Source organism: Paenibacillus sp. FSL H8-0122 (assembly GCF_038005345.1).
GTDB lineage: Bacteria > Bacillota > Bacilli > Paenibacillales > Paenibacillaceae > Paenibacillus_AQ.
This window is the reverse complement of sequence record NZ_JBBOTB010000001.1, coordinates 6086763-6113310: the sequence shown is the minus strand read 5'-3', so window position 1 is coordinate 6113310 and position 26548 is coordinate 6086763. Positions and strand designations below refer to the sequence as shown.

The 26548-nt window shown below is 55.8% G+C and carries 23 protein-coding genes; 17 read left to right on the top strand and 6 right to left on the bottom strand.

The window, feature by feature from the left end; all coding sequences use genetic code 11:
• The first annotated feature begins 31 nt into the window (after positions 1-31).
• The 3 genes from NSS64_RS26110 to NSS64_RS26100 all read left to right on the top strand — a co-directional run bounded on the left by NSS64_RS26110 (position 32) and on the right by NSS64_RS26100 (position 2484).
• Positions 32-1306, top strand: coding sequence for an MFS transporter (locus NSS64_RS26110; RefSeq protein ID WP_341142042.1), 1275 nt, complete (start codon positions 32-34; stop codon positions 1304-1306).
• 25 nt (positions 1307-1331) lie between these two features.
• A complete protein-coding gene (locus NSS64_RS26105; protein WP_341142041.1) occupies positions 1332-1994 on the top strand; it encodes an oxidoreductase in 663 nt (220 codons plus the stop codon).
• 109 nt (positions 1995-2103) lie between these two features.
• Positions 2104-2484: a RidA family protein gene (locus tag NSS64_RS26100; RefSeq protein ID WP_339221932.1), complete on the top strand. Its 381-nt coding sequence runs from the start codon at positions 2104-2106 to the stop codon at positions 2482-2484.
• Positions 2485-2580: 96 nt separating this feature from the next.
• On the opposite strand, the gene NSS64_RS26095 is transcribed toward NSS64_RS26100, so the two are convergent.
• The gene (locus NSS64_RS26095) at positions 2581-3345 is read right to left on the bottom strand and encodes a tryptophan-rich sensory protein (protein ID WP_341142040.1); all 765 of its coding nucleotides are present in this window, start codon (positions 3343-3345) and stop codon (positions 2581-2583) included.
• Between the two features lie 198 nt (positions 3346-3543).
• On the opposite strand from NSS64_RS26095, the gene NSS64_RS26090 reads away from it, so the two are divergent.
• The 4 genes from NSS64_RS26090 (at position 3544) to NSS64_RS26075 (ending at position 11818) form a co-directional block, all read left to right on the top strand.
• Positions 3544-5994 carry a glycoside hydrolase family 31 protein gene (locus NSS64_RS26090; RefSeq protein WP_341142039.1) on the top strand — a complete coding sequence of 817 codons (2451 nt, stop codon included), beginning with the start codon at positions 3544-3546 and terminating at the stop codon, positions 5992-5994.
• A 410-nt stretch (positions 5995-6404) separates the two neighbouring features.
• Entirely contained in the window at positions 6405-7535 is a 1131-nt protein-coding gene (locus NSS64_RS26085) for an IS4 family transposase (RefSeq protein ID WP_341139054.1), read from the top strand.
• Between the two features lie 356 nt (positions 7536-7891).
• A complete protein-coding gene (locus NSS64_RS26080; protein ID WP_341142038.1) occupies positions 7892-10984 on the top strand; it encodes a DEAD/DEAH box helicase in 3093 nt (1030 codons plus the stop codon).
• Positions 10985-11023: 39 nt separating this feature from the next.
• On the top strand, positions 11024-11818 hold the full coding sequence (locus tag NSS64_RS26075) for a hypothetical protein (RefSeq protein WP_340990876.1): 795 nt from the start codon (positions 11024-11026) through the stop codon (positions 11816-11818).
• Between the two features lie 650 nt (positions 11819-12468).
• On the opposite strand, the gene NSS64_RS26070 is transcribed toward NSS64_RS26075, so the two are convergent.
• The gene (locus NSS64_RS26070) at positions 12469-13134 is read right to left on the bottom strand and encodes a GTP pyrophosphokinase (RefSeq protein WP_340995455.1); all 666 of its coding nucleotides are present in this window, start codon (positions 13132-13134) and stop codon (positions 12469-12471) included.
• A 284-nt stretch (positions 13135-13418) separates the two neighbouring features.
• Positions 13419-13793 (bottom strand): hypothetical protein, encoded by a 375-nt coding sequence (locus tag NSS64_RS26065; RefSeq protein WP_340944992.1) that lies wholly within the window; start codon positions 13791-13793, stop codon positions 13419-13421.
• Positions 13794-14071: 278 nt separating this feature from the next.
• On the opposite strand from NSS64_RS26065, the gene NSS64_RS26060 reads away from it, so the two are divergent.
• The 3 genes from NSS64_RS26060 to NSS64_RS26050 are packed head-to-tail and all read left to right on the top strand — an operon-like array spanning position 14072 to position 16112.
• Positions 14072-14902, top strand: a complete 831-nt coding sequence (locus NSS64_RS26060; RefSeq protein ID WP_340944990.1) for a zinc ribbon domain-containing protein — start codon at positions 14072-14074, stop codon at positions 14900-14902.
• 36 nt (positions 14903-14938) lie between these two features.
• The gene (locus NSS64_RS26055) at positions 14939-15757 is read left to right on the top strand and encodes a TrmB family transcriptional regulator (RefSeq protein WP_036722147.1); all 819 of its coding nucleotides are present in this window, start codon (positions 14939-14941) and stop codon (positions 15755-15757) included.
• 49 nt (positions 15758-15806) lie between these two features.
• Positions 15807-16112 carry a hypothetical protein gene (locus NSS64_RS26050; protein WP_036722149.1) on the top strand — a complete coding sequence of 102 codons (306 nt, stop codon included), beginning with the start codon at positions 15807-15809 and terminating at the stop codon, positions 16110-16112.
• Positions 16113-16583: 471 nt separating this feature from the next.
• Here NSS64_RS26050 and NSS64_RS26045 read toward each other — a convergent pair whose 3' ends face one another.
• Both NSS64_RS26045 and NSS64_RS26040 read right to left on the bottom strand, forming a co-directional pair.
• Positions 16584-17537, bottom strand: coding sequence for a diacylglycerol/lipid kinase family protein (locus NSS64_RS26045; RefSeq protein ID WP_341142037.1), 954 nt, complete (start codon positions 17535-17537; stop codon positions 16584-16586).
• A 92-nt stretch (positions 17538-17629) separates the two neighbouring features.
• Positions 17630-17968 carry a DUF4870 domain-containing protein gene (locus tag NSS64_RS26040; protein WP_340944984.1) on the bottom strand — a complete coding sequence of 113 codons (339 nt, stop codon included), beginning with the start codon at positions 17966-17968 and terminating at the stop codon, positions 17630-17632.
• A gap of 525 nt (positions 17969-18493) precedes the next feature.
• Between NSS64_RS26040 and NSS64_RS26035 the strand changes: the two genes are divergently transcribed.
• From NSS64_RS26035 to NSS64_RS26005, 7 genes are all read left to right on the top strand, one after another.
• Positions 18494-18682: a hypothetical protein gene (locus tag NSS64_RS26035; RefSeq protein WP_019913840.1), complete on the top strand. Its 189-nt coding sequence runs from the start codon at positions 18494-18496 to the stop codon at positions 18680-18682.
• 428 nt (positions 18683-19110) lie between these two features.
• The gene (gene coxB, locus NSS64_RS26030) at positions 19111-20160 is read left to right on the top strand and encodes a cytochrome c oxidase subunit II (RefSeq protein ID WP_340944983.1); all 1050 of its coding nucleotides are present in this window, start codon (positions 19111-19113) and stop codon (positions 20158-20160) included.
• 128 nt (positions 20161-20288) lie between these two features.
• The gene (gene ctaD, locus NSS64_RS26025; protein ID WP_341142904.1) at positions 20289-22127 is read left to right on the top strand and encodes a cytochrome c oxidase subunit I; all 1839 of its coding nucleotides are present in this window, start codon (positions 20289-20291) and stop codon (positions 22125-22127) included.
• A 6-nt stretch (positions 22128-22133) separates the two neighbouring features.
• Positions 22134-22760: a cytochrome (ubi)quinol oxidase subunit III gene (locus NSS64_RS26020; protein ID WP_036722156.1), complete on the top strand. Its 627-nt coding sequence runs from the start codon at positions 22134-22136 to the stop codon at positions 22758-22760.
• Positions 22761-22764: 4 nt separating this feature from the next.
• Complete coding sequence (locus tag NSS64_RS26015) at positions 22765-23088, top strand: cytochrome C oxidase subunit IV family protein (RefSeq protein WP_036722158.1); 324 nt, start codon at positions 22765-22767, stop codon at positions 23086-23088.
• A gap of 28 nt (positions 23089-23116) precedes the next feature.
• Positions 23117-24025, top strand: coding sequence for a cytochrome c oxidase assembly factor CtaG (ctaG, locus tag NSS64_RS26010; protein ID WP_340946759.1), 909 nt, complete (start codon positions 23117-23119; stop codon positions 24023-24025).
• Positions 24026-24061: 36 nt separating this feature from the next.
• Positions 24062-24526, top strand: a complete 465-nt coding sequence (locus NSS64_RS26005; RefSeq protein ID WP_340990880.1) for a DUF420 domain-containing protein — start codon at positions 24062-24064, stop codon at positions 24524-24526.
• 432 nt (positions 24527-24958) lie between these two features.
• Here NSS64_RS26005 and NSS64_RS26000 read toward each other — a convergent pair whose 3' ends face one another.
• Positions 24959-26548: a methyl-accepting chemotaxis protein gene (locus NSS64_RS26000; protein ID WP_341142036.1), complete on the bottom strand. Its 1590-nt coding sequence runs from the start codon at positions 26546-26548 to the stop codon at positions 24959-24961.

Genomic DNA, 26548 nt, shown 5'->3' with positions numbered 1-26548 from the left:
AAAAGCCGCATCAAAGGAGAGTCAACACCCCATGAACATCATGAGAAGCCGGCCGCTGCGGAACCGTTCCAAGGATTTGCGCAAGGCCTCCGTACACCGCAAGAATCTGCAGATCGCTACCTTTGAGGGGATACCATCCACCATATTCCAGGTGCTGCTGCAAGGCCAATTTCTTACAGGATTTTTGTTATACCTGGGTGCCAGCTCCAGTCAGATCGGATTTGTCCTCGCGCTTACTACGCTGGTGAATGTCGCACAGATCGGTGTGGCTTTCCTGATTCAGAAGCTGCCGAGCCGCAAGTGGGCGCTCGTGACTTTTATTGGCTTACACCGGCTGTTGTGGGGATCTACGGGCCTGGTTCCGTTTATTTTTCCGCAAGAGCACTGGGTTACTGCCTTCATCGTACTGTATACCATTGCCTTCATTGCCAACACTGCCGGCGGTGTGCTCTGGAATTCGGTCATCAGTGACCTTGTGCCTGCAAGGGTCCGTGGCCGGTACTTCGGTATTCGCAATACGTTCCTTAATGCGCTGGGAAGCATGGTGATGTACGGAGGCGGTATTATTCTTGACCGTTATCCGGGCGGACACGGATTCCTTATCCTGTATATTGTAGTGTGGATTTTCTCGATCTCGAATATTGTGGTGTTCTTCTTCTACCCGGATGTGCCGTTTGAGAAATCGGAAGAGAAGGCCTTCCTGCCGATGCTCAGGAAGCCGCTTCAGGACAAGCTGTTCATGAAATCCACGCTGTTCCTGTCTGCTTGGCTGCTGCTGCAGAACCTGACCGTGCCGCTGTATTCCTATGTCATGCTGCAGCTGCTGAATATCAATTATGAGAAGCTGTCCCTGCTGAATGTCGCGCAGACGGTCTTCATGATGGCCAGCTTCTATGTATGGGGCAATCTGAACGCCAGGCACAGCAACAAGAAGCTGCTGCTCTGGACGCTGCCGATTATCGCGGTCTCTTCCCTGATCTGGGGACTCTTGTCTGTGCTGCCGATGCTTCCGGTATTATTTGCGGCCCATATTGTGTTCGGCGTGGGTGTGGGCGGCTTCAACCAGCTTGCCTTCAACTTCATTATTGGTGATACGCCGAAGCGGGAACGGCCGATGTATATGGCGATGTATGCAGCGCTTACCGGTCTGGCGGCCTTCTTCGGCCCGCTGCTGGGCGGCCGTATCTATGAATGGATTAAGGAATGGCCCCAGTGGATGCAGATCTACGGCATGCAGTTAGTGGTAGGCGTGCTGATGATTCTGCTGGCACTGCTGCTGGGCCGCCGTATTCTGAGGGATGAATAAGGAGGAATATAAGGAGGCTATTTCGGTGACAAGAATTGCACTGGTACTGGGAGCTACAGGTCTGGTCGGCAGTGCGCTGACCCGGGACCTGCTGGGCGGGAATTGGGACGAGGTCCGTGTGCTGGTCCGCCGTCCGCTTGCGCTTGAGCATCCCAAGCTGAGACAGATTCAAGTGGATTGGGACCGGCTTGAGCAATACAGTGAGCAATTCGCCGGTGTATATGCAGTATTCTGCTGCCTGGGAACGACGATTAAGCAGGCGGGCTCGCAGGAGCAGTTCGAACGGGTGGACCTGGAGTATCCGCTTGCAGCTGCGGCCCTGGCCAAAGAGCATAACGTGAAGCAGTTCCTGGCCGTGTCCTCTATGGGAGCCAGCGCCAAATCGCGCACCTTCTATAGCCGGATCAAGGGGCGGACGGAGGAGGGCTTGATTGCTGCCGGATTCCACGGCCTGCATCTGTTCCGGCCTTCGCTGCTGCTCGGTGACCGGGCAGAATTCAGGCTGGGGGAACGTGCTGCGGCTGTGCTGATGAAGGCGCTGGATTTCGCCATGGCCTTTAAGGCCGCGAAGTTCCGGGCCATACCGGCCGCCACGGTAGCGCGGGCGATGATGAATATTGCCCTGGCCGATACAGGCGGCGTTCATATCTACACCAATGAGGTTATTCATGTGATCGGCAAGCATTAGACGGGCAGTAAGGTTTGCCAACTGCAGACTCCAGGACGTACAATGAGCATACGATTAGAATGTACATAGCGGTCTACAGGCCGCGTACAGCATGCAGGAGGCGTTCACTATGACCAAAAAACAAGTAGCTACAAAGAAAGCTCCAGGAGCGATTGGCCCTTACAGCCAGGCCATTGTTGCCGGCAACTGGGTCTACACTTCAGGCCAACTCGGAATGGACCCGCAGACAGCGGAACTGCCGGGCAGTGTGCAGGAGCAGGCACGCCAGTCGCTTAACAATGTGAAGGCCATCCTGGAAGAGGCCGGAGCATCAATGGATCAGGTGGTGAAGACAACCGTGTATCTGAAGGATATGAATGATTTCGCGGCGGTTAACGAGGTGTACAGCACCTTCTTCACCGAGCCTTACCCCGCCCGCAGTGCCGTTGAGGTAGCCCGTCTGCCGAAGGACGCGCTGGTCGAGATCGAAGCGGTAGCACGCAAGAAATAAGCCATGCCGGATACATCCGGTCAAGGCAGGGTACAGGGAATTCCCCGCACGTGAAGCAGGCGTGCGGGGAATTTTTGTGTGCATATATAAGCGTATCTAGTATCTGCTGCGGGAACGGCGCGGAGTCAGCAGCAGCCAAATACTGTAGAGCAAGAGAAGTCCTGCTGCAATCAGGCCGGTGAAATACACCTCATTCGTGTCCTTATGCTCCATAGCAATGGCGATATAGGCCCAGACGAAGACGAGCGGATAGATGCTGTCCCGGTACGGGTAGCTTACCAGTACAGCCAGCAAGGTACCCACACAGAGCATGATGACTGCCCAGAACGGGGCGCTGAGTCCGAAGCCGTCCCAGTCATTCTTCACCAGCACAACGCTGACATTGACAATGGTGGCTACCGAGATCCAGCCGAGGTAGAGGCTGAACGGCAGCTTCACGAGCCATTTCTCGCCAGTCGTGGGGTCTGCGATGAAGCGGGTTTTGCGGTAAATGACGATCAGTGAGAGCAGCAGAAGCACCATCGCCACCAGCGACAGCTCAATGTACAGGTAATGCCAGAGGAGCAGCCAGCCCATATTGAAGAGACAGCTGAGCATGAACCAAATTCCGATCCGCTGGACGGAATCCCTGCCCCCGGTATCGCTGCGGAACTGATAAATGATGAATCCGGCCAGCAGCAGATAGATCAGGGACCAGATGGAAAAAGCATATCCGGCCGGTGTGAGGTACGTATGATACCTGTCCGAGATTTCGGCGGTGCTGTTCCCGCCAAGCGGCAGGACGACTGAAAGGGTATTGACGGCAATGACGCCGAGGAAGAGCAGCAGATTCCCCCACTTATAAGGATTAGTTCTAGTCATATGACCACTCCCTAACTTGTTTGATAACTACGTTTTGGCCTTGGCCTATATAGAATATACCCGCTGTGGCGGTAATTAAGACTAATCCGGCAAAAAAAATGACCAATTGGTCATAAGAATCGCGGATAGTATTCCTTAGGCCCGGGGTAATATGTAGTCAAGAAGTAGATCAGCAAGCAGCGAAGGGAGAGAAGATTCATGGAGAGCAGTGAGGCGATACGCCCCGAGAAGATGGGGCCGATGGTGATGAAGGAGACCTGGAACACGCCGGGCAGCGTGGTGTCCTGGGAACGCTCCGAGAATATCTACATCGTTCAGGGGGAATGCGCCGGGATGGCTTTTATCTTCCTGAGCGATGATATGTTCCGGATGAAGGTCTTCCATAGCAAGGTACCGGACCTGACCACCTCGGAGGCTGTGCTGAAGGAGTGCTGTATTCCGCATCTGTTTCCGGTAGAGGAGACGGAGGAGCAGCTCATTTTCTCTACAGGCGCTATCCGGCTGATTATTGAGAAGGCCTCGTTTCTGCTCCGTGTGGAGAATACATCCGGGAAGGTGATCATGCAGCAGAATCTGGCGAGCTGGAACCCGCGCGGCGCAAGCCATGCGGAATATGATATGCAGCCGGACTCGCATTTCTACGGACTGGGTGAGAAATCGAGCTTCCTGGACAAACGCGGGGAGCGTTATACGAACTGGAATACCGATGTGTTCGCCCCGCATCTGCCGGAGATCGAAGCGCTCTATGAGTCGATCCCGCTCATTATCCACATGCACGGTGACCTCTCCTACGGGCTGTTTCTGGATAATACGGGCCGGAGTGATTTCGACATGCGCTCGCACGGCATTGCTTTTACCATTGGCTGCTCTACGGGAGCGTACGATATCTATTTCATTAATGGGCCCGAGATGAAGGATGTCGTCCGAAGATACACCACGCTCACCGGCCGGATCGCACTTCCGCCCAAGTGGGCGCTCGGTTATCACCAGTCCCGCTACAGTTACATGAATCAGCAGGAGGTGCTGCAGCTGGCCAAGACCTTCCGTGAGAAGAACATCCCATGCGATGTGATCTATCTGGATATCCACTATATGGACGAGTACCGCGTATTCACCTTCGACCCTGTCAACTTCCCTGATCCGCAGACGATGATCTCGGAGCTTGCGGAGCTGGGTGTGCGCATTGTCCCGATTGTCGATCCCGGCGTCAAAAAAGACCCCAAATACGAGGTGTATAAGCAAGGGGTGCTGGAGAAGCATTTCTGCCGCCGCCTGGAGGGCGATATTTTCTTCGGTGAGGTGTGGCCGGGGATCAGTGCCTTTCCTGATTTCAGCGACAGCCGGACCGCCGAGTGGTGGGGAGATCTGCACAAATACTACACAGAGCTTGGCATTCAGGGCATCTGGAACGATATGAACGAGCCTGCGGTCTTCAATGAGACCAAGACAATGGATCTTGATGTGATGCATTTCAACAACGGGCGGCCGGTGACGCATGAGGAATACCATAATCTGTACGGGATGATGATGTCCAAAGCGACCTATGAGGGACTGGCCGAGCATATGGGGGGCGAGCGTCCCTTTGTGCTGACCCGTGCCGGGTATGCGGGCATCCAGCGCTATGCGGCCGTATGGACAGGTGATAACCGCAGCTTCTGGGAGCATATGGCGATGGCGATGCCGATGGTGCTGAACATGGGGCTGTCCGGGCTGGCCTTCTCGGGGCCGGATATCGGCGGGTTCGCTCATCATACGTCGGCGCAGCTGCTGGTGCGGTGGACGCAGATGGGCGTGTTTTTCCCCTACTGCCGGAATCACTCCTCCATCGGGACGCTGCGCCAGGAGCCGTGGTCCTTCGGGGAAGAGGTGGAAGGGATTCTGCGTGAATTTATCGGGCTGAGGTACCGCTGGATGCCGCATTTGTATAATCTTTTTCATGAAGCGGAAATGAGCGGTCTGCCTGTCATCCGTCCGCTGGTGCTCGAATATCCGCGTGATCCGCATGTCTCTAACCTGTGCGACCAGTTCCTGCTGGGTGAAAATGTGCTGATTGCCCCGGTCTACCGCCCGGATACGGATCACCGCTCCGTCTATCTGCCCGAAGGCTGCTGGCTGGATTATTGGGACGGGGAGGTCCATGAGGGCGGGCGTCACATTCTTGCGGCTGCACCGCTGCACATCATGCCGATGTATGTGAAGGCCGGCAGCTTCGTGGCCGAAGGCCCGCTGAGACAGTATGCGCTGGAGGACACGGAGGAGACGATCATCTTCCACCTCTACGGGGCGGAAGCGGCTGCGGGCTTCTCTTCGTCCTTCAAGCTGTATGAGGATGATGGCCACAGCTTCAGCTACCGCAAGGGGCAGTATACGGAGCTTACCGTACAGGCTGAAGGCGAGGAAGGGGCACTGGTGCTGAAGTGGGCATATGCGGTGCATGACTATAAGCCGCGCCGTGAGACGCTGAGGTTCGCACTCTGCTATCCGTTCTTCACCGCAGCTGCGGTGGACGGACTATCGGAGATCAGCCTGGAGCAGCTGAATGAGGGAGAATTGGGCTGGGCCCGGAACGGAAAGAACGGCGCGATCATCGTTCAGGTAGCGGATGCTGCCGTGGGCGGGGGGCTGCGGATTCTGGCAGGTACGGATTAGTGTGCGGTAAAGGTAATCCATAAGAGCTGTGTAGCATAGCACGGATTGACTGGAGTTTAGGACCGGCTTCGCCTGGAAAGAGGGCGGGCCGGTTCTTTGTGGTGGTTGGGGGGAGAAGGCTGCCCGGCAAGGAAGGAATGAGGTATAATCCTGCCCGAATTGCAACAATCCCTACAATATTGCGAGCATAACTCCGAAATGTTGCTAGAAATGCATTAATCCTGCTCCCCAAAGCGGCTATGGGAGAGAATTGCTGACATTCCTGCAACATTTCCCCTGAAAGCCAACTATTCATAAGCCGGAGTTGATATTTGTGTAAGCGTGTTGATTTCCCAAAAAAAGGGACAAAAAAGGCCGCCATTTCGGGTAATGGTAAGTACGACCAAACCAAACCGAAATGAGGCGACCTCATGAATAATAATACCCCATTCTTGGCCGTGTTCAAACAAGTATTAACTTCAGAAGAAGTCCAAAGGGTGACCGGGCAAACCAAGGACTACGAGGATACCGGAACCAAAATGACCGTGGGTGTGTTGTTCGATTACTTTATCCAAGCCTGCTACCACCAATGGGATGGCTTTCGTCAAAGTGCTCGGGTGGGCTCGAACTACGATTTGCCCAAGGTTCATTACTCCACCCTTTCGGGCAAAGCCGGTGAAGTGCCTTACGATATCTTCAAGCGTTTGTTTCAACTGCTCGTCCAGAAATGTAATCGGCAAACCCGTCGGCACCTAAATCTGCCTAAAGATCTTCTACTGATTGACTCTACGACGGTTACGGCGGCAAACTCCCGCATGTCTTGGGCTCCGTATAAAAAATTCAGAGGAGGCATCAAGCTGCATGTCGCTCTTTCACATGGACAGCATTCACCCGTGAATGTGGTCGAATCGATTGCCAGGCGCAATGACGCTCCATTTGGAGAAGTTTTGGCCGATAAGGACTACCTTTTAGTTCAGGATCGGGCGTATGGAAAAATCGGTCGATTGGATCAATATGTGCAGCAAGGTCAGTCCTTTGTGATTCGTCTGAAAGACAATCTCCATTTGGTGATGCCGCGAAAGCTTCAGCGACCGGCGGAGGGAGACACCAAAATTGTACGCGATATCACCTGTTATATTGGTCAAGGCAAACACCAATCCGCCCAGCGCCACCGCGTCGTTGAATTTGAAAATGACCGGGGTGAAGTGGTACGAATTGTGACCGATTTGAGAAAAGAGTCCGCTCATGTGATTGCTGAAATGTACAAAGCACGCTGGGAAATTGAAGTCTTTTTCCGCTGGGTGAAACAGCATTTGAATGTCCCTTGTCTATTTGGAACCACCGAAAATGCAGTATATAGCCAATTGTTTGTAGCCCTTGCCACGTATGTGCTTTTGAAATACATTTTTGATGAAATTCACCCGAAGGTACCGGTCTTTGCTGAGCTGACTCTTTGGGAATTTATGCAGCACTGGCGTATATTTAATCTTCCGCTGGAGTGGCAGGTTCAGTTTAATCTGCTCAGGCGTAAAGAACATTTAGGTGTTTTTGTCATCCCATAATATGGGTAATCAACACGCCTGATATTTGTGCAATAATTTGGCTCTTTGCATCATTTTTGTGGCCCGTCTGCTGCTGAGGAAGTAACGCTAACTGAACTGTAATGGGCCGCTCTGAACAAAAATCTGCTGTAAATCGCAGAAAAAGCATAGAAAGGTTTTTAAATATATGGTTTTTCGTATAAGATGAAGGGATGAAGAAAAAGTTGCAGCAATAACCTGAGCGTTCATGGAATGGTTGTACAGTTCATGCTGCCGGTGCAGCCTCATAATATACTTTTCGCGCAGAAGGGGACAGTCTTTCGGTCTGGAAGGGCTGGCTCTTGCTGTCTGCTCACAAGAATGGAGATTAACCAACAATGATTAAGCATCTGTATGCAATATGGTTAGGGGACGTATTATTCTGCTTCTCGGGCGAAACCTCCGAGCCGAAGGTGGACGCATGGACACGCGTGATCAAACGGCTGGAGCTCCGCAGCGGCTGGCGTCCTTTTGCGGGTGCTGCACTGCGGCTGGCGGAAGTGAAGTATCCTGCGGCCGCCGCCGTGGAGGGCAAACCGGCGCGGCGCGGACTGCCCGGACGCACGCTGGAAGGGCTGGCACTGTCGCCGAAGGATGCCTTCGAGCTGCTGCTGGCCTGGGATGAGCAGGCCAGCCGTGCCCAGGGCATTGAACCCGGGGGAGAGCTGCGCTACTGGTCAGCAGCCGCCCGTTTCGCGCTGGAGCTGATGGGCAAGGGAGGGATTGTGCCTGGCGCCCAGCCGCCGCGCAAGGTCGGCTCGCGGCGGCGCGGCGGCGAACAGGCTGCTGCCGTGTGCTGGTCACCGGCGTTCCGGGAAGAGGCGGATAAGGAGTTCTTTCTGCAGATGGCGGCCTCTATGCCGGTGCTTGCACTTGGCACACACGTAGCTGAGGAAGGCGATCTGTCCTCGCGGGAGGAAGCGGGCGGGTATGTGCTGTATTCCTTCCTGCAGGCGGTCATGACCGCCGAGATCAAGAATGTGGTAGCCGCTCATGAGAGCGCGCTGTCGCCGTATAAGGCCAATTACCGCCGCGGCTATTCTCCGCTGACGGAGCTGTGGTGGAACAGTCTGCTTACCGGCAGCCGGGATATCCCTGTGCAGGGGACCCCGGCTGAGGTAACAGAGCTTCTGGCCGTGGTGAACGAGACGGCGGGCCATGAGGTGCCGCATTTCGAGACTGAGGAGGCCCGCAGCGGACAGCTAAGCCTGGGCCTGCGGCTGGAGCCTCCGGCGGAGGAGAGCGAGCTGTGGCAGCTGACCTTCTGGGCGGAGAGCCGGGAGGAGGGGGAATTCTGGATTCCGGCGGAAGCGGTGTGGAGCAGCCGGGAGCGGGAATTCACCCTATGGGGCAAGCGTTACCGCAATATTCAGCAGCAGCTGCTGGCTGCGCTGGGACGGGCGGCGAAGAGTTCGCCGGACATCCGGAGCTCGCTGGCAGAACCGGCCCCGCGCGGGATTGAGCTGCCGCCGGAGCGGCTGTATTTCTTCCTGAAGGAGAGCGTGCAGCAGCTGCGGGAACGGGGAATTACCGTGCAGATGCCTTCGCGCTGGAGCAAGGAGGGACGGCGGCGGATCGGCATGAGAATGAAGATGCAGCAGCCCCCGGCGGGTGCAGCGGATGGCCCGGTGCAGTCTGCGCTGGGTATGGAAGAGCTGATCTCTTTCCGTATTGAAGCCTCTCTGGGAGATTCAGACATCACAGAGGAGGAACTGAATGCCCTGGTGGAAGCAGGCGTGCCCTTTGTGCGCTTCCGGGGAGAGTGGATTGAAGTGGACCCGAAGGAAGTTCGTCAGGTCCTGAGATATATTAAGCGTGGTGAGAGCGGAGAGATGACCGCAGCCGACTGGATGCGCCTGGAGGCTGAAGATGGTGAAGAGCGGCTGTGGAAGGGCATGTCGGTTACCGGCATGGAGACCTCTGGCCTGCTGGCCTCCCTCATGCACGGCGATGTGCTGCGCGGGATGCCGCTGCGTCCGGTGCCGGAGGATCTGAACGGAACGTTGCGGCCCTATCAGGAGCGGGGTTATCAGTGGCTTACGGCACTCAGCAATCTCGGCTTCGGCGTCTGCCTGGCTGATGACATGGGTCTCGGCAAAACCGTGCAGGTCATCACCTGCCTGCTCGACCAGGCGCTGAATGCCCCGCCGGGCGAGAAGCAGGAGCCTGTGCTGATTCTCTGCCCGACCTCGCTGCTGGGCAACTGGCAGCGGGAATTGCAGCGCTTCGCCCCTTCGCTTAGCTTGCATATTCACCATGGAGGGCGGCGGGTGCGCGGTGAAGGGTTCAGAGAGCTGGCAGCCAGCCATAAGATTGTGCTGACCACCTACCATTTGGCGGGCCGGGACAGCGAGGATCTGGCCGGGGTACGCTGGTCTACCGTTGTGCTGGATGAAGCGCAGTACATCAAGAATCACCGCACCAAGCAGGCGCAGAGCGTCATGAAGCTCAGTGCGCCGCACCGGATCGCAATGACCGGGACTCCGGTGGAGAACCGGCTGGGCGAGCTGTGGTCGATTTTCCATTTTCTCAACCCCGGTTATCTGGGGACGTATCATTCCTTCCGCCAGCGTTATGTGTCGGGAGAGGGCGGCGAACGGCTGCGTGAGCTGCACCGGCTGGTCTCGCCCTTCCTGCTGCGGCGTCTGAAGAGCGACCCGGATATCTCGAAGGATCTGCCGGAGAAGCTTGAGCTGAAGTCTTATTGTCCGCTTACGGAGACCCAGGCCGCGCTCTATCAGGGGGTTGTGGATGAGATGCTAGGCGTCATCGGCGAGCGTTCGGGCATGGCCCGGCGGGGGCTGGTGCTGTCTTCCCTCACCAAGCTGAAGCAGATCTGCGATCATCCCCAGCTGTTCCGCAAGGACGAGGGGCGGAGCCTGCGCAGTGAGCCTTCGGGCAAAATGGACGTCATGTTCGAGGTGCTCGACAGCATCTCTGAGCTTGGTGAATCGGCGCTGATCTTCACCCAGTATGTGGCGATGGGCGAGCTGCTGGTCAGCCGGCTGGCCAGACGATACGGGCAGACGCCGCTGTTCCTGCATGGCGGCATCTCGAAGCGCGAGCGCGACGAGATGGTGCATGCTTTTCAAGAGGGGGACGGTCCGGCTTTCTTCGTTCTGTCGCTTAAGGCGGGAGGCGTAGGCCTCAATCTGACACGGGCGAATCATGTGCTGCATTATGACCGCTGGTGGAACCCGGCTGTAGAGAATCAGGCGACGGACCGCGCCTTCCGGATTGGACAGCACAAGAATGTGCAGGTGCATAAGCTGATCTGCCAGGGGACGCTGGAGGAGCGGATCGACGAGCTGATTGAACGCAAAAAGAGCCTGTCCGAGCAGGTCGTTGGCTCCGGTGAGAACTGGTTAACCGAGATGTCTAACCATGAGCTCAAAGAGCTGATTGAACTCCAGGGACAGGACTGGATGTAAACACGGCAATAGATTGTAAGGCAGAAGGAGGCAACATCTATGAATGAGCTGCTGGAGCTGCGGCTGGAGGTGCTGCCCGGGGTCATTAAGGCCACCGGGAGTGTGGGGCCTGCTGCTGAAGGGGCAGACAGACGCAGCAGCAAAGCCGGAGCGGAGATAGAGAAGCAAGGGGAACAGGGCCAGCGGGAGGTTGTTACTCTGCGTATTCCGCAGTGGACACCCGCCCGGAAGAATGAAGTGCTGCATCAGCTCGCTGCGCATCCGGGCGAATTGTATGATCTGCTGCAGGGCAGCCTGAATGGCGGGCTTACTGCACTGGAGCTGCTGCCTGTAGATGACGAGCTGAGGCTGGCTGCAGAGGAACAGGGCACGGGTCTGCTGCCTGCTGAGGATCTGGTGCAGCGGGTCCGGCAGCAGCTGACCCAGGAGCCGCTGCTTGCGTTCGCCCTGCGCGGACTGTCCAAGGAAGAGCTGCTCTCCGGCGTATTCGCCCTGTGGGCGGAGCGGGAGAACGAGCGGAACGCTGAAGAAGACGCGCCTGCATCTGTGTCGCTCGCGTCCGAGCTGGCCCGGTTGGAGCGCAAGGGCCCGGCCGTATCCTCTGGAGAGTGGCTGGCCGAGGCAGCGGCTGAAGGCTCTCTGCACCAGCCGGGGCCGCTGTTTCACGAGATCTCCTCCCGTCCGTTTCCGGCTATGCCTGAGGTAATGGAGCCGGAGGAGGATTGGAGCGCGCTCCTGCCACAGACACCCAAGGCGCGTGAAGGGCTTGCGCTGCTGATGCGCCGGGTCTCGGAAGCCGCCGCGAAGCGTGCGGCGGGTTTGAATAAGCTGTAGCTGCGCGGGGCGTGAGGTGGACCTAAGTAAGCTGTAGGTGCATGGGTTCGTGAGGTGGGCTTGAGTAAGCTGTAGGTGCATGGGTTCGTGAGTAGGGGCTTGAGTAAGCTCCGGGTTGCACGGATAATAAGTGCGGTGGGATTGAAGGAGCTATAGTCTACAATGTTTATGCGGCGACTAAAGCTGCTCTTTAAGTAATATAGAGTGTAAACTAGACCAACTGGTGGAATTGAATCGGATGCCGGGACACGAACGAACGTAAGAACTGATCTCACAAGTAATATTAGTTTTGTTAGCAGTGCACCGGAGAGGATTGGGATGGCTGCACGAGAATAAAGTGGAAAAATCCCTCTGATTCGGCCAGAAGTCGGCGGAATGGAGAAATGAAAGGGAAAAATCCCTCTGATTCGGCTAGAAGTCGGCGGAATGGAGAAATGAAAGGGAAAAATCCCTCTGGTTCAGCCGGAAGTCGGCGTGCTGAGGTAGCCAATATTCTTCGGGCGGGAATGAGGGGCAGAAGTGCCCCTGATTTAGCCAAACTGGATGGTAGGGCGGCCCTCCCACATCAAGCCAGCCAAACAAAAGAGGAGCACAAAGGTGCCCCTCTTGCAGCCGGATAACGGCCTGGCTGCGGCCATTTTATCCTAGGATTATGTCTGTTCGTTGCCGCCGCTGCCTTCTGACAGCTCCAGAATCTCCCGGCGCAGGCGGAGCATCTTCTGGTCCAGCTCATCGGCAGCACGGGCGGCTTCCTTCAGCTCCTCGGCCACATGGGAGGGCAGCTGTTTGTCGAATTTATAGTAGAGAATATGCTCCATGCTGGCCCAGAAATCCATGGCTAACGTACGCAGCTGCATTTCTGCCTTCACCCAGCGGGTGCCATCAAGCAGTACCAGCGGTATAGCCACGATAAGGTGCAGGCTCTGGTAGCCGTTCGGCTTCGGGTGGGCAATATAATCCTTAATCTCAAGCACACGGATATCCTCGCGGGCGCACAGGTGGTCCACCAGCCGGTAGATATCCTTCACGAAGGCGCAGACAATCCGCATCCCCGCAATATCATGGATGTGCTGCTCCATATTATCCAGGTTAAGCTCATAGCCCTTGCGCTGCATTTTTTGCACAATGCTCTTCGGTTCTTTGATCCGGCATTTCACATGCTCAATCGGGCTGAAGCCGTCACGCACCTGCCACTCGGTCCGGATGATATCGATTTTATTCTCAAGCTCATTCAGAGCATGACGGTACAGCGCCGGCAAAGCCTTGAAATTCTCAACCTGCTTGGCGAAATCCTCGTTAATCTGCCACTTCTGCATATCCTTCACATGGACCTGCAACTTGTTCAATGTTACTTGTGTACTATCATATTCTTCCACTGAAACTCTCCCGGTTTTCGTTATTTGTGACTGTAGACCATGAATGGATGACTACGGCAATCTTATACAGCGCTAGCTGCGGTTCTGATTCTATTTTAACCGATGTACAGCCCCGGAAGCAAAATAAAACCGTAACCCTGACCGAAGAGAAACATTCTTCCCTCCGGCGCGTATTAGCACAGTATAGGCATTAAGCCGTCCTTATGGCGCAGCTCCGTTCATCCTTATTTGTTGGTGGGAGAGCCTGTGCCGTAGCCTTCATCCTGATAGCCTGTATTGTCCAGCTTCTGCAGGACGTTCAAGCCTTCGATCTGAAGGCGGGTCTCGTCAGTGCCATGGTCGTGCAGATACTGGAACAGGCGGATGGTGGCTTCATCGAACTGCTCTGCGGCATCATCATGATCGGCTGACTTGTAGGGAACCAGAGCACGCCGGAAGGCGTAGTCATCCCCGCTGGCCAGATCGGCCAGAAGATCCTGAAGCACAGTCAGGCCGTCGCTGGACAGCAGAACCTCGTACTCACTGGAGTCGCCTCTCTCTTCCTGAATCAGACCGTGATTCACAGAGACGAAATATCGGTTAAGGTTATCGTCAGGCACAATTCATCCCTCCATCATTCGATAATGTACGGGTACGCAGGAACGGATCCAGCAGAAGGCAATATGTATGATTGCTTCTTCTGCAGCATACTCATTCCAATAAGAACGCTAGCCGCCTCTACTTGGTATTTACCACATGACGACAAATAATGAATCTGCCGTGGACTTTTGGTATGATAGAATCACGTTTCCGCTGCTGCGTGGAGCGGCAATCGGAATGTAAGGATATACGCGGCTGCGAATCAGCCTATTCTCACTCTGGAGAAGGAGGAACTACAATGAATTTACTGCAACGCATTAAAGACGGTGCCAGCCGGGTGAGTGAAAAAGCGCAAAGCTCGGTGGAAGTGAGCAAGCTGAATGGGCAGATTTCGGATATTGAGCATGAGATGCAGGTTGAATTTCTGAAAATGGGGAAGCTGTTCTACGAGGGATATCGTTCAAGGGATATGTCGGTGGCTGAAGGTCAGATGATCGAGCTTGCGCGGGGCTGTAACAAGCTGCAGGAGCAGATCGAGGACGTACGCTCAAGAATTGCCGAATTGAGAAATGAACGCTTGTGCGCCTGCGGTCAGATCGTAGGGCTGGATGCCAATTTCTGTCCACATTGCGGACGTAAGCTGGAAGCACGCAAGCCGGAAGATAAGGAGATTTCACTGCGTAAAGAGCCGTCATCGGCGGCCGCCGCTACTGCAGCACCGCCCGTGGTTACCGTACATACGGTGCTGGAGCATGAAGATGAAGAAGACCAGTACTACGGTGAGGAAGAGCTGACCGAAGCGGAACGGGAGCTGGCCAGAAGACCCGAAGCACGTGTGCAGTATGCGGAGGTGCTGCCTGAACTGGAGGAAGACGCAGAGCTGGAGGAAGCGGATCGGATGGCTTCAGGTTCTGACCGGAGCCGCCGGGAGGCAGATGAACTGGAACGGGAACGGGAGCGGCAACTCGAGCTGGACCGCCGGATCAGGGACTGGAAGGCAAGTGAGCCAGCTGAAGAGCGGGTAGCCGGAGACGCGGATACACGGGAGATCGTGAATTGCCAGATCTGCCGCGCCGATCTGCCGAAGGGCTCCATGTGGTGCCCGCGCTGCGGCTCGGAGCAAATATAGACAGGGTAGTACTGACAGCTTAGGGGGACAACATAGATGGAACAGTTGCTGCTGCATCTGCGCAATTTGGGTTTCACAGAGATGGAATCCAAAATTATGGTTGAGCTGGCCACCAAGGGCCAGGCTTCGGGCTACGAAGTGGCAAAGCAGCTAGGAGTATCAAGATCGAACGTATACGCGGCGCTTCAGCGCCTGACTCAGCAAGGCTACGTGCGCTGCGGAGAAGGGGAGCCGGCACGCTACAGTGTGCTGGACCCGGAAGAGCTGGCCACGATGATATCCGGCCGGGTGCAGGCCTCGCTTGCCTATATGGAGAGTGAAATGCCGCGCGGAGGTCCGGTCAGCCCCTCCTTCTACAACGTGGAGGGTGACCGGAATGTCATTGGAGAGCTGGTCCGCCAGCTGAATCTTGCCGCTCAGGAGATTGTAGTGGATGTGTGGCGGGAGGAAGCCTCGCTGCTGCGCAGTGAGCTTGAGCAGGCGGAGAAGCGCGGAGTGAAGCTGCTGTGGGCTTTTGACGGCGGTGATGCTGTGCCGGCACCTTATCCGGTATGGCCGCCCCTGCCGGGGAAGCCGGAACGCAGCGGAGGCCGGAAGTTCTCCTTCGTCGTGGACCGGAGCTGGTGCATGCTCGGCATGCGTTATGAGGACGGGAGCGCCCAAGCCGTGATTACCGAGCATCCGGTGCTGGTGGAGCTGCTGCTCAAATCTTTTACACAGGAATTGGTATTGTTCGAGCTGGAGGAAGATATGGGCCCCGAACTGCAGCGACGCTACGGGGAGCGCTATAGCCGGATCTACAGCAAATATGTGCTGCATGATCAGGAGGAATCGGGGGAAGAGCCGGAGGAATAGGGCTGCAATAGTAAGTGCCCAAGTTCACTAAGCAAGGGAGGTGACAAGCATGGAGTGTATTGTACATTTTGAAGTGCAGCATGCAGAGGGCGTCAAGCCGCTGCGCGGACTGCTGTTCCTGGAAGAGGGCAAGACCCCGGGAGAGCGGGAGCTGGTGGAGATGTTCAAGGACATGAAGTTCAACGTCCGGCTGGATAACCGGGAGAAATGGATTTTCAAGCCCGTGGCTCCGGGAGAAAGTTATTCCGAGATCCGCATTACCAGCTTTGACAACGGGAAGAAAAGCAGCACGACGGAGGGTGAGCTGAAGTCGATTGTCGGCAACCTGCTGCCCCAGAAGCCAACCGGGATATAACCGGAGCAGCGGGGTTCCAGCGGTTTTTGTCCGCCAGCAGTATTATTGCTGCCAGCGGAGGATATCTTTGTGAAGAAGGTCGTTTCCTGCACGAAGCAGGAAACGGACCCGGCGGAAACGTGAAGTACGTAACAAAGAGCAGGCTCAGGGGAATACCCGGGGCCTGCTCTTTGTGTTGGGAGAAATATCGTTCCAGCTTTTTCATTAGCCAGACCAATCTGCTCCTAACGGACCTGAGAGACCTTATCCCCTGAAAAACACCACTTCTGGTGTCTTAACGGACTGAGGAGACTCTAAGGTAGCTCAAAACGATACTTAAGAGCGGTATTTCAGGGAATAAGGTCCGTGTGGTCCGTTACCTGCCTAATTTATGACTTTCATCCAGAATAAGAGCGCCTCAGTCCGTGACGCGGAGCCATATATATGCCCCGCCGCGCTTGTCCCGCCGCGCCCCGTCCCGCCGCGCCCGGCCTAGCCGCCCGCGCGGCAGGACCCCGCGGCGCCACCAGCCACCTCCGAGGCTGCCGCCAGCGGCGAGAGCACGCGCAGCGCGCCCGGCTCGCAAGCCACGGCCAGCGGCGCCGTGCCGAGCGCTTCGCCGTCGCCGATGGCGTGGCGCGGCTGCGCGAAGCTCACGGCTACGCTGCGTCCGCGCAGCATCGTGACATAGGGCAGCTTCGTGTGGCTGCCCTTCACCACCGTCGGGAACAGCCGCAGCAATTGCCCGCGGCTGACCCCGTGTACAACGCAGACGTCAAGCAGGCCGTCGCCTGATTCCGCCTGCGGGCAGATCAGCAGCCCGCCGCCGTAGCTGGGCAGGTTGCAGACCGAGACCAGCCACGCCTGGTCGTAACCCTGCTCCTTACCGTCGCAGGTTACGCTTACGCGGCAGGGCTTGAACGTCATCAGCGTATGCAGCACGCCGATGATATAGGCTAGGCGCCCGGCGCCAATGGCGTTGCACAGCCGCTTGTAGCGGCTGCCGTTCACATTGACGGCCACCTGCGCGTCGAAGCCGCTGGCCACCGCCGTCAGGGTGAGCCGGCCTGCTGCGCTGAGCAGATCGGCTGCGATGCAGTGTTCCTGCAGCGCGGTGTCCAGCGCTGCCTCGGGCGCGAGCGGGATGCTGAACCCGCGCGCAGTGTCATTGCCCGAACCCGCCGGGATGACTCCCAGCGGGACCCCCCTGCGCCGCAGTGCGCCCAGCACACTGTGGATCGTGCCGTCGCCGCCGACAATGATGGCGGCGCGCCAGTCCTCGCGGCGGGCAAGCGTCTGCAGCACCTGATCCTCTGCGCTGTCAGCGCTCTGGGTGAACAGCGCTTCATACGGAACAGCCCGCGCCGCAAGCAAGGCCTGTACGGTGTGCCAGGTCCGCCGCCCCGCCCCGCCGCCGGAGCGGGAATTTATGATGAACAAATACATGGATGCTTCCCCCAGCCTGTAGATTCCTGCATGTCTTATCCCATTGTAAGGAGCGGGCAGGCAAAAGGGAAACTATTTTCTGCTGCACATAGCTACAGTTGCCGCAGCTGGCTTTCGGCGATCTCCCCCACCCAGGGGAGCTTGAACCATCTGCTGCCGAGGGCATGGTAAATCATCAGCAGCCAGACTGCGAAGCTGCATAGGGAGATCAGGGCGCCCGCCACATCACCGAGAAGCGGAATGAAGCCGCTGAGCACATGGGCGATCATAAGCGCTCCGAAGGCAATCAGGGATTGAAGCGAGTGGAACAGGACGAAGCGGCTGCGCTTCTCCAGAGCAAGGAAAATAATTGCCCCGATAAACGGGAAGAAATAACACAAGGCAGCGGCAATGTTATCGGGCAGTCCGGTGGATGATCTGAAAGGCGTCAAAGGGCTCACTCTCCTTGGAATGTAGAGGAAAAGGCAAATTACATTCGTGCTTCTTCCCTACAAGCCTATGAGGTGTACAGGCAAAGTATGAGCCGTGCGGAGATGCTGTCCAATAATTTCTGCGGATAAGGGGCATACTAATGTCAGGATCACAAACAGTTGGGCAAGCATATACTATAAAAATTTCCATTTGTATTTTTACATGGAAAGGTGGAAGTTAATCTGGAATATGATACAATATAACGATAAGGCCCGAAAGGAGTGATTCAGCAAGTGGCTCTTCGGGTAATTAAAGTGTCAAGGTGTCTTTGCAGTGGGACATCCTTACTCTCAGCCCAAATCACGACGAACCTGCTTCACCGGCAAGGCGGATTTCCAAGTTCATGGAATGGTAGTCTGGACGGGTAATGCAAGCCGCGTATGTGTAATGGTTTCTTACTTGCATTTCAAGGTTACGGCGAACTTTTCATCATGCATTCTCTACAACGGAGCATTCATTTTCAATGTTTTGGGAGGGAACTGATCATGGCAAGTAAAGGTCATAACGAAGTCAAGGAAAGTCTGCGGGAAATGACACGTATTTTCCGGCCCAAAGATCCCAAGAAATTTGTGAAAGAGTACGTCCGGAAGTATCGGATCACGGGAGGCTATGAGGAAGAGCTGACCATGGTTGTGGAGCATGAGCTGGTTAGAATGAATTCTTCCGTCTCCTGAAGAAGCCGGCAGAGCGAGTGATTCTGTTTCGTGCTGTTTGATGCCGACAACTACATTTAATCTACATTCAAGCGATAACATCCATAGCGAAGCATCCATGAGGATTCTCATAAACCGTGCCCGGGCAGCGTGCTGCTTCTGGAATCGGTTTTTTTTGTATGCAATTTGCAGATCATCTTCGTATGTCAAATGAATGTTTAGACACAAATACATATGAATACGCTTCAGAAGTAGTTTAACAGTTTTCCGGAAAAATTGAAAGCGCTTATAAAATCAGTATTGACAAGCTTTCCGCGACTCCAAAATGATTATGTGAATTTGTTGTGAACGATTGACAAAACCGTAGACCGAACTTATATTAATAGTGATTGTTATAATTGACAGGAAAATACTCTAATCTACGAATTCGGGAAAAGCGGGGTAGATCAATGATGAAAACGTGGCAGGCTGGTAAGCGGCTTCTTCCCATGACAGCAGCACTTGGACTCCTTCTGGCCGGATGCGGGCGGGAGGACTTGTCGGTACTCAGACCGCAGGGACCCGTAGCGGAAAGCTCTTACGGACTGATGAAGCTGTCGATCACGATCATGATTGTGGTGCTGCTGATCGTCTTCTCCATTGCGGCTTATGTATGGATTCGCTTCCGCCGGAAGAAGGATCAGGATGAGATTCCCAAGCAAGTGGAGGGGAGCTTCAAGCTGGAGGTGCTATGGACGGTCATCCCGCTTATTCTCGTCATTGTGCTGGCGATTCCTACGGTGAAGGTGGTCTTCGCTGCCGGCAATGATCATTCGGATGACAAGGACGCCATCAAGGTCAAGGTGACCGGCCACCAGTACTGGTGGGAGTTCGAATATACGGATTACGGAATAACGACCGCGCAGGATCTGATTATTCCTACAGGTAAGCACATTGCCTTTGAGCTCAGCACCAAGGATGTGCTGCATTCCTTCTGGGTACCCTCGCTGGCCGGGAAAATGGACACCAATCCCGACGGCACGGTGAACCGCTTCAGCTTCAGTGCGCCGAATGAAGGCGTTTACCGGGGGAAATGCGCGGAGCTGTGCGGACCCTCCCACGGGTTCATGGAGTTTAAGGTGAAGTCGGTCAGCGGTGAGGCCTTTGACAAGTGGGTGGCTTCGATGAAGGCGCCGGAGTCGGTAATGCCGGAGGACCCGGTACTGGCTGAGAAGTTCAAGTCCCAGTGCCTGAGCTGCCATGCGATAGGCAGCATGCCTGCATCACCGGTGGCTCCAAGCCTGACCGGAATCGGCTCCCGTGAATCCGTTGCCGGGATTCTGCTTAATGATGACACCCGCGAAGACGGGGCCCCGGTCCTGGAGAATCTGAAGACCTGGCTGCATGATCCGCAGAGCGTGAAGCCCGGCAACAAGATGCCGAGCCCGAAGGATATGGGCTTAAGTGATGAAGAGATCGACGGCATTGCCGAATATCTGGCCGGTTATACGCTGGACTAGGGGACTACGACTGAAGCGGAAGCAGCATATTTGATAAGGGGGTACGTTCTTTGGCTCACGCAGCGCAATCCTTGCAGCCCTCCCAGCCCTTGAAGCCCGGCCACAGTGCCAAGCGGCATACCGGGCTGATGGACTGGATTACCACCGTCGACCACAAAAAAATAGCCATCCTGTATCTATGGGCCGGCGGCCTTTTCTTCGGCATTGGCGGCCTGGAGGCGATCCTGATCCGTATTCAGCTGATCAAGCCGATGAATACCTTCCTGGATGCCCAGACCTTCAACGAGCTGATTACCATGCACGGCACGACTATGATCTTTCTTGGCGTCATGCCGGTCATTTTCGCGCTGATGAATGCGGTGATTCCGCTGCAGATCGGCGCGCGGGATGTCGCCTTTCCTTTTCTCAACTCGCTGGGCTTCTGGACCTTCCTGTTCGGCGGTCTTCTGCTTAACCTGAGCTGGGTGATGGGCGGCGCGCCGGATGCGGGCTGGACGGCCTATACCCCGCTATCGAGTACGGGCTACAGCCCCTCGCACGGAGTGGACTTTTATACGATAGGGCTGCAAATTGCCGGCCTCGGTACACTGATTGGCGGGATTAACTTCCTGGCTACCATCATCACGATGCGTGCACCGGGGATGTCCTTCATGCGGATGCCGATGTTCGCCTGGGCTACCTTCATTACCTCAGCCATTATACTGTTTGCATTCCCTGCGGTTACCGTAGGACTTGTCCTGCTTACCTTCGACCGGATTCTGGACGCCAATTTCTTCAATGTTGCCGGCGGGGGCAATCCCGTGCTGTGGCAGCATATCTTCTGGATCTTTGGCCATCCCGAAGTGTATATTCTGATTCTCCCGGCCTTCGGCATCATCTCCGAGGTCATTCCGACCTTCTCGCGCAAGCGGCTGTTCGGGTACAGCTCCATGGTCTTCGCGACAATTCTGATCGCCTTCCTGGGCTTCATGGTCTGGGCGCATCATATGTTCACCACCGGCCTCGGTCCGGTCGCGAACGCCTTGTTCTCCGTCTCTACCATGCTGATTGCCGTCCCGACAGGGATCAAGATCTTCAACTGGCTGTTCACCATGTGGGGCGGACAGGTACGGTTCACGACCCCGAATCTGTTCGCGGCCGGGTTCATTCCTACCTTCACGATGGGCGGGGTAACCGGGGTGATGCTGGCCTCCGCGCCGGCAGACTTCCAGTTCCATGATACGTACTTCGTGGTGGCGCATTTCCACTATGTAATCGTTGGCGGTCTGGTGCTCGGGCTGTTCGCCGGTCTGCACTACTGGTGGCCGAAGATGTTCGGGCGGATGCTCAGCGAATCCTTGGGCAAGTGGACCTTCTGGACCTTCATTATCGGGTTCCACTTAACGTTCTTCGTGCAGCATTTCCTGGGACTGATGGGGATGCAGCGGCGCGTATTTACCTATTTGCCGAACCAGCAGTTCGATACGCTCAACCTGGTCAGTACGGTGGGGGCGTTCCTGATGGGAGTGGGCATGATTATCTTCCTTGTAAATGTGTTCTTGACCTCCAGACGGCCGGCGGATGCGCCGGAAGACCCGTGGGAAGACGGGCGGACCCTGGAATGGACGATTCCTTCGCCGCCGCCGGAATATAACTTCAAGCAGACGCCGCTGGTGCGGGGCCTGGATGCCTTCTGGAAAGAGAAAATGGCCGGGCATAAGGCGATGACCCCGGCGGAGCCGGTTGGCCCGATTCATATGCCGTCAGCCACGATTCTGCCGTTCCTGATGTCAGTCGGTATCTTCATTGCGGGCCTGGGCTTCATGTTCAGCCGTGATGAATTCAGCAGCGGCATCATGAGCTTCCTGTTCAATAATTATATTGTTACGGCGCTGGGGCTTCTTATTACCTTCGGATCGATGCTGATGCGGTCGCTGTTCGACGATCACGGCTGGCATATTGAACCCGAAGAGCTGGAAGGAAGGTGAGCAGAGATGACAACGGCACATGCTGAAGCGGCGGACGGTACACTCCCGCATGAACCCGAGAAAGCGACCCTGGAAGGACGCAATAAAGTGCTGGCCTTCTGGCTGTTCCTCGGAGGGGAGGCGGTGCTCTTCGGCACCCTGTTCGCTACCTTCCTGGCGCTGCGCAATCAGACGAATGAGGGACCCTCAGCGGCTGAGCTATTCCATCTGCCGCTGGTTGCGGCAGCGACCTTCCTCCTCCTGGTCAGCAGTCTGACCAGTGTGTTCGCCATTCAGGCCATGCACCGGGGGAATGTGGCCCAGCTACGGAACTGGCTGGTGGTGACTGTCCTGCTCGGCCTTGCCTTCCTGATCCTGGAGATCTACGAGTTCAGTGTATACATCCGGCATGAGGAATTCGGGATGACGACGAGTGCGTTCAGCTCGGCCTTTTATACGCTGGTCGGGTTCCACGGTGCCCATGTCGCCTTCGGGATTCTGTGGATCTCCGTGCTGATTGGACAATTGGCGCATAAAGGCTTGACGGTCGTTACTGCACCGAAAATCTATGTCTCGGCGATGTATTGGCATTTCATTGATGTGGTGTGGGTCTTTATCTTCACAGTCGTATACCTGCTCGGAAAGGTGGGGTGAAGCCATGACGACGAAGCAGCCTTCTTCAGATTCTGCGGTGAAGCACCGGCACCGTCCGGAAGGACCGCAGCGGCATATTGTGGTGTTTGTGTTCTCGGTGGTGCTGACGCTGATCGCCTTTGCCGCGGTGGCGGCCGGAGGGGTGAATGCTACCTTTGCGATCATCCTGCTGCTGGTAATGGCTGTGCTGCAGGTGTTCCTGCAGATGGGCTTCTGGATGCATTTGAAGGACAAAGGGCATATGCTCCCGATTATCTTCATGCTGGGCGGCTTTTTTATCGCAGGCACCTGTATTGTAATGGCGCTCTATTGGGTATGGTGGGATTGATTCTATCTCCGGGGAGGTCTTGAGGATGATACCGGGATTGCAATATTTCAGCTTTACGGAACTATGGAGTCCGTTGTTTCTGGCCCTGATGCTCCTCCTGACTGCCGGATATTTTGTGCTGATCGGTCCGCTGGCCTCCCGTTTTGAGGGCAGCACTGCAGTCCCCTTCTGGCGGAGGGGGCTGTTCTTATGCGGAATGCTGGCCCTCTATCTTGCGCAGGGAGGACCTGTCAGTCTGCTGGGACATATCTTATTTTCCTTCCATATGGTGAGTATGGCCTTATCCTATCTGGTGGCGGTCCCGCTGATTATGCTTGGTATCCCCGACTGGTGCTGGCGCGCTCTGCTGCGGGTGAATCCGCTGAAGGGACTGGCTTTTCTCGCTAAGCCGGTGGTGGCGGCCCTGCTCTTCAATGGCCTGTTCTCACTCTACCACATCCCCGCCATCCATGATTATGTCATGCTGCATTTCACCGTTCACCGTCTGTATTATGGCGTCCTGTTCCTGACCTCGGCGCTGATGTGGTGGAATCTGATCAACCCCTTGCCGGAATACCGGGCGCTTAGCGGTCTGGGACAGGTGGGCTTCATCTTCCTGAACATGGTGCTGCTGACACCGGCCTGCGGGCTGATTATTTTTGCGGGCTCCCCCCTCTATGCTACGTATAGCGACCCGGGCACCTGGGCGAAGGCGATGGGCTACTGTGTACCGCAAAGTCCGGCTGCATTATTGCAGGCTTTTGGCGGTCCCGGCTTCTTCGGATCTCTGTCCCCCAAGGTAGATCAGCAGGTCGGCGGCATCGTGATGAAGTTCATTCAGGAATTTATTTTCGCCTCGATGCTTGCTTATGTGTTCTATCATTGGTATAAAAAAGAGAATGGACAGGAGGACACGGAAGTGTCCGCGCCATCCTCTGCCCTGGCGGAGGAGGTCTGACCTATAATGAGCTGGTAAGTACCGAGGGGGATATTCATGGATATTTTCACATTGTTTCCTACGATCAGTACATCGTTCATCGTCATAAGCGCGGTGCTGGTGGCCATCGGCTGGAGACAGATCATTCAAGGCAAACGCGAAGCACACAAGAAGACGATGATTGCGGCAGCGGTAGCAGCGATTCTGTTCTTCCTGGTGTATTCGTCCAGAACGATATTCGTGGGCAATACCTCCTGGGGTGGTCCTGAGCATCTGACGACGATCTACCATGTCTTCCTGATCTTCCACATTGTACTGGCTACCGTCGCTGCCGTATTCGGCATCACCACGCTGACGCTCGGCTTCAAGGCCAAGTATGCCAAGCACCGCAAGTGGGGCAGAGTGACCTCCGTCATCTGGTTCATCACCGCTATTACGGGAGTCGCCGTCTATGTACTGCTGTATATCTTCTATCCTGGCGGACATACGAAGCCGGTCTGGGAGATTATCCTGGGCGCTTAAGCCGAGGGAAGAGAAGTCTGGGATCAATGAGAAAAGCCTGTCCATCTGCCGCTAGTGCGGGGGAGGGGCGGGCTTTTTTGGGATTAGGGGCTTGGAGTGGGCCGAATGTAATCGAAAAACCGATCACATTGGGCTGGCGGAGGGTGTGCGTGCGAAATGTAATCGAAAAACCGATCACATTGGGCTGGCGGAGGGTGTGCGTGCGAAATGTAATCGAAAAACCGATTACATTGGGCTGGCGGAGGGTGTGCGTGCGAAATGTAATCGAAAAACCGATCACATTGGGTTGGCGGAGGGTGTGCGTGCGAAATGTAATCGAAAAACCGATTACATTGGCTTGGCGAAAGCCTATCCGCCCCGCCTGCTTCCGCAAAAAATCCAAAAAATCCTGCAAGCTCCCAAAGGGAACTTGCAGGCAGCCCAAACCAAGAGCTACAACCGGAACGAAGACACCGTGCTCTGCAGCTCCTCGGCCAGGCTGGCCAGGGACTGGGCGGAAGAGGCGGTCTCTTCGCTGCTGGCGGCGGACTGCTGGGTGGTGGCGGAGATGCTCTCCACGGCAGCGAGGACGTTGGTGGACTGGGCAGCTTGTTCTTCGCTGGCGGCGGCGATTTCGGAGATTTTCTGGCCGGCGTTGTTGACCATCGTCACGATCTGATGGAACGAAACGCCGGTCTTCTGCGACAGCTCCGCACTCTCCTGCACAGCGCTCACGCTGTAGCGGGTATTCACCTGCATCCCCTTGATGATGCTGGTGATCTGCTTCGTGGCCTCGCCGCTACGCTCGGCGAGCTTACGGACCTCGTCGGCCACCACCGCGAAGCCGCGGCCCTGTTCCCCTGCTCTGGCGGCTTCAATGGCGGCATTTAGAGCGAGCAGGTTGGTCTGATCTGCAATATCCTCGATGACATCGATAATCTCGCCGACCTTCTGCGAGTCCTCCTCAAGCTTAGCCATCTGCCCGCTGACAGCCTGCATACTCTCCATCGATTCCTGAATGATGCTGTTCCCGTTCTCGGCAATTGTAACGGTCTCATCGGAGATCACCGAGGCCTGCTCGGTATTCTGGGCTACAGAGTGGATCGCACTGGACAGCTCTTTGAATAACTCGCTGATCGTTCCGGCATCATCCGCTGTGGTTGTGCTGCCGCTTGCCACCTCTTGCGTACTGGCGGAGATCTCCTCGGCGGCGGCGGACAGGCTCTGGGAATGCAGCAGGATGGAGCCCACTGTGTTGCGGAGGTTGCTGACCATCTCGTTCACCTTGGCAGCCAGGATGCCGATTTCATCTCTGGTGTCGATATCGGATTGGCTGCGCAGGTCGCCGTCAGCCACCTTCGAGAGAACTTTGACAACCTTCGCCAGCGGATTAGAAATAATCCGGGAGATGATATACCCTAGCAGGATGCACAGAATGACTGCACCGATAATGATACTGAGGGTAATATTACGCGAAGAGCTATAGAGTGCGGCTCCATTCTGCCGGGCCTGATCCGCTTCCCTGGTGTTGGTGAGAATCAGCTCGTTCAGAATATTCTTCAAGGTATCGCCTTGGTTGTTAAGCGTGCTGCCGCGCAGCATCTCCAGCAGCTTCTCGTCCTGTCCCGTCAGGGAGAGGCTGACAAGAGAATCGTACGTTAACAGATAGTCATTCCATGCGGCTTCAAAAGGGGCGATGGCTTGAACCGATTCCGCGCTCAGCTTGGTTTTGCGGAAGGCCGCGATGTTATCGAGTACGTTCTGCTTCTCTTTTTTATAATCGTCCACCCGCTGCTGGCGTTCCTCAGGGGTCTTCTTAATGTACAGATCCCTGACGATAACGCGCATGACCGAGAAGCTGTTCTGTGAGCTTTGCAGGGAGGAGACGGGAACCAGATTGTTCACATACATATCGTCCAGACTCTTATTAATCGAGCCGAGGTTGCTGAGACCGTAGAGGCCCACGAAGGAAAGAATGACAGCGACGGTCAGGAAGGACGAGATTAATTTCACGCTAGTTTTTAGATTATAGAACCATTTCAT

Bases quoted from the DNA above. Each gene is read 5' to 3' on its own strand.
- NSS64_RS26110 (WP_341142042.1), top strand. From the start codon at position 32: ATGAACATCATGAGAAGCCGGCCGCTGCGGAACCGTTCCAAGGATTTG.
- NSS64_RS26100 (WP_339221932.1), top strand. From the start codon at position 2,104: ATGACCAAAAAACAAGTAGCTACAAAGAAAGCTCCAGGAGCGATTGGC.
- NSS64_RS26095 (WP_341142040.1), bottom strand. From the start codon at position 3,345: ATGACTAGAACTAATCCTTATAAGTGGGGGAATCTGCTGCTCTTCCTC.
- NSS64_RS26090 (WP_341142039.1), top strand. From the start codon at position 3,544: ATGGAGAGCAGTGAGGCGATACGCCCCGAGAAGATGGGGCCGATGGTG.
- NSS64_RS26085 (WP_341139054.1), top strand. From the start codon at position 6,405: ATGAATAATAATACCCCATTCTTGGCCGTGTTCAAACAAGTATTAACT.
- NSS64_RS26080 (WP_341142038.1), top strand. From the start codon at position 7,892: ATGATTAAGCATCTGTATGCAATATGGTTAGGGGACGTATTATTCTGC.
- NSS64_RS26075 (WP_340990876.1), top strand. From the start codon at position 11,024: ATGAATGAGCTGCTGGAGCTGCGGCTGGAGGTGCTGCCCGGGGTCATT.
- NSS64_RS26070 (WP_340995455.1), bottom strand. From the start codon at position 13,134: ATGCAGAAGTGGCAGATTAACGAGGATTTCGCCAAGCAGGTTGAGAAT.
- NSS64_RS26060 (WP_340944990.1), top strand. From the start codon at position 14,072: ATGAATTTACTGCAACGCATTAAAGACGGTGCCAGCCGGGTGAGTGAA.
- NSS64_RS26055 (WP_036722147.1), top strand. From the start codon at position 14,939: ATGGAACAGTTGCTGCTGCATCTGCGCAATTTGGGTTTCACAGAGATG.
- NSS64_RS26050 (WP_036722149.1), top strand. From the start codon at position 15,807: ATGGAGTGTATTGTACATTTTGAAGTGCAGCATGCAGAGGGCGTCAAG.
- NSS64_RS26045 (WP_341142037.1), bottom strand. From the start codon at position 17,537: ATGTATTTGTTCATCATAAATTCCCGCTCCGGCGGCGGGGCGGGGCGG.
- NSS64_RS26035 (WP_019913840.1), top strand. From the start codon at position 18,494: ATGGCAAGTAAAGGTCATAACGAAGTCAAGGAAAGTCTGCGGGAAATG.
- coxB (WP_340944983.1), top strand. From the start codon at position 19,111: ATGATGAAAACGTGGCAGGCTGGTAAGCGGCTTCTTCCCATGACAGCA.
- ctaD (WP_341142904.1), top strand. From the start codon at position 20,289: ATGGACTGGATTACCACCGTCGACCACAAAAAAATAGCCATCCTGTAT.
- NSS64_RS26020 (WP_036722156.1), top strand. From the start codon at position 22,134: ATGACAACGGCACATGCTGAAGCGGCGGACGGTACACTCCCGCATGAA.
- NSS64_RS26015 (WP_036722158.1), top strand. From the start codon at position 22,765: ATGACGACGAAGCAGCCTTCTTCAGATTCTGCGGTGAAGCACCGGCAC.
- NSS64_RS26005 (WP_340990880.1), top strand. From the start codon at position 24,062: ATGGATATTTTCACATTGTTTCCTACGATCAGTACATCGTTCATCGTC.
- NSS64_RS26000 (WP_341142036.1), bottom strand. From the start codon at position 26,548: ATGAAATGGTTCTATAATCTAAAAACTAGCGTGAAATTAATCTCGTCC.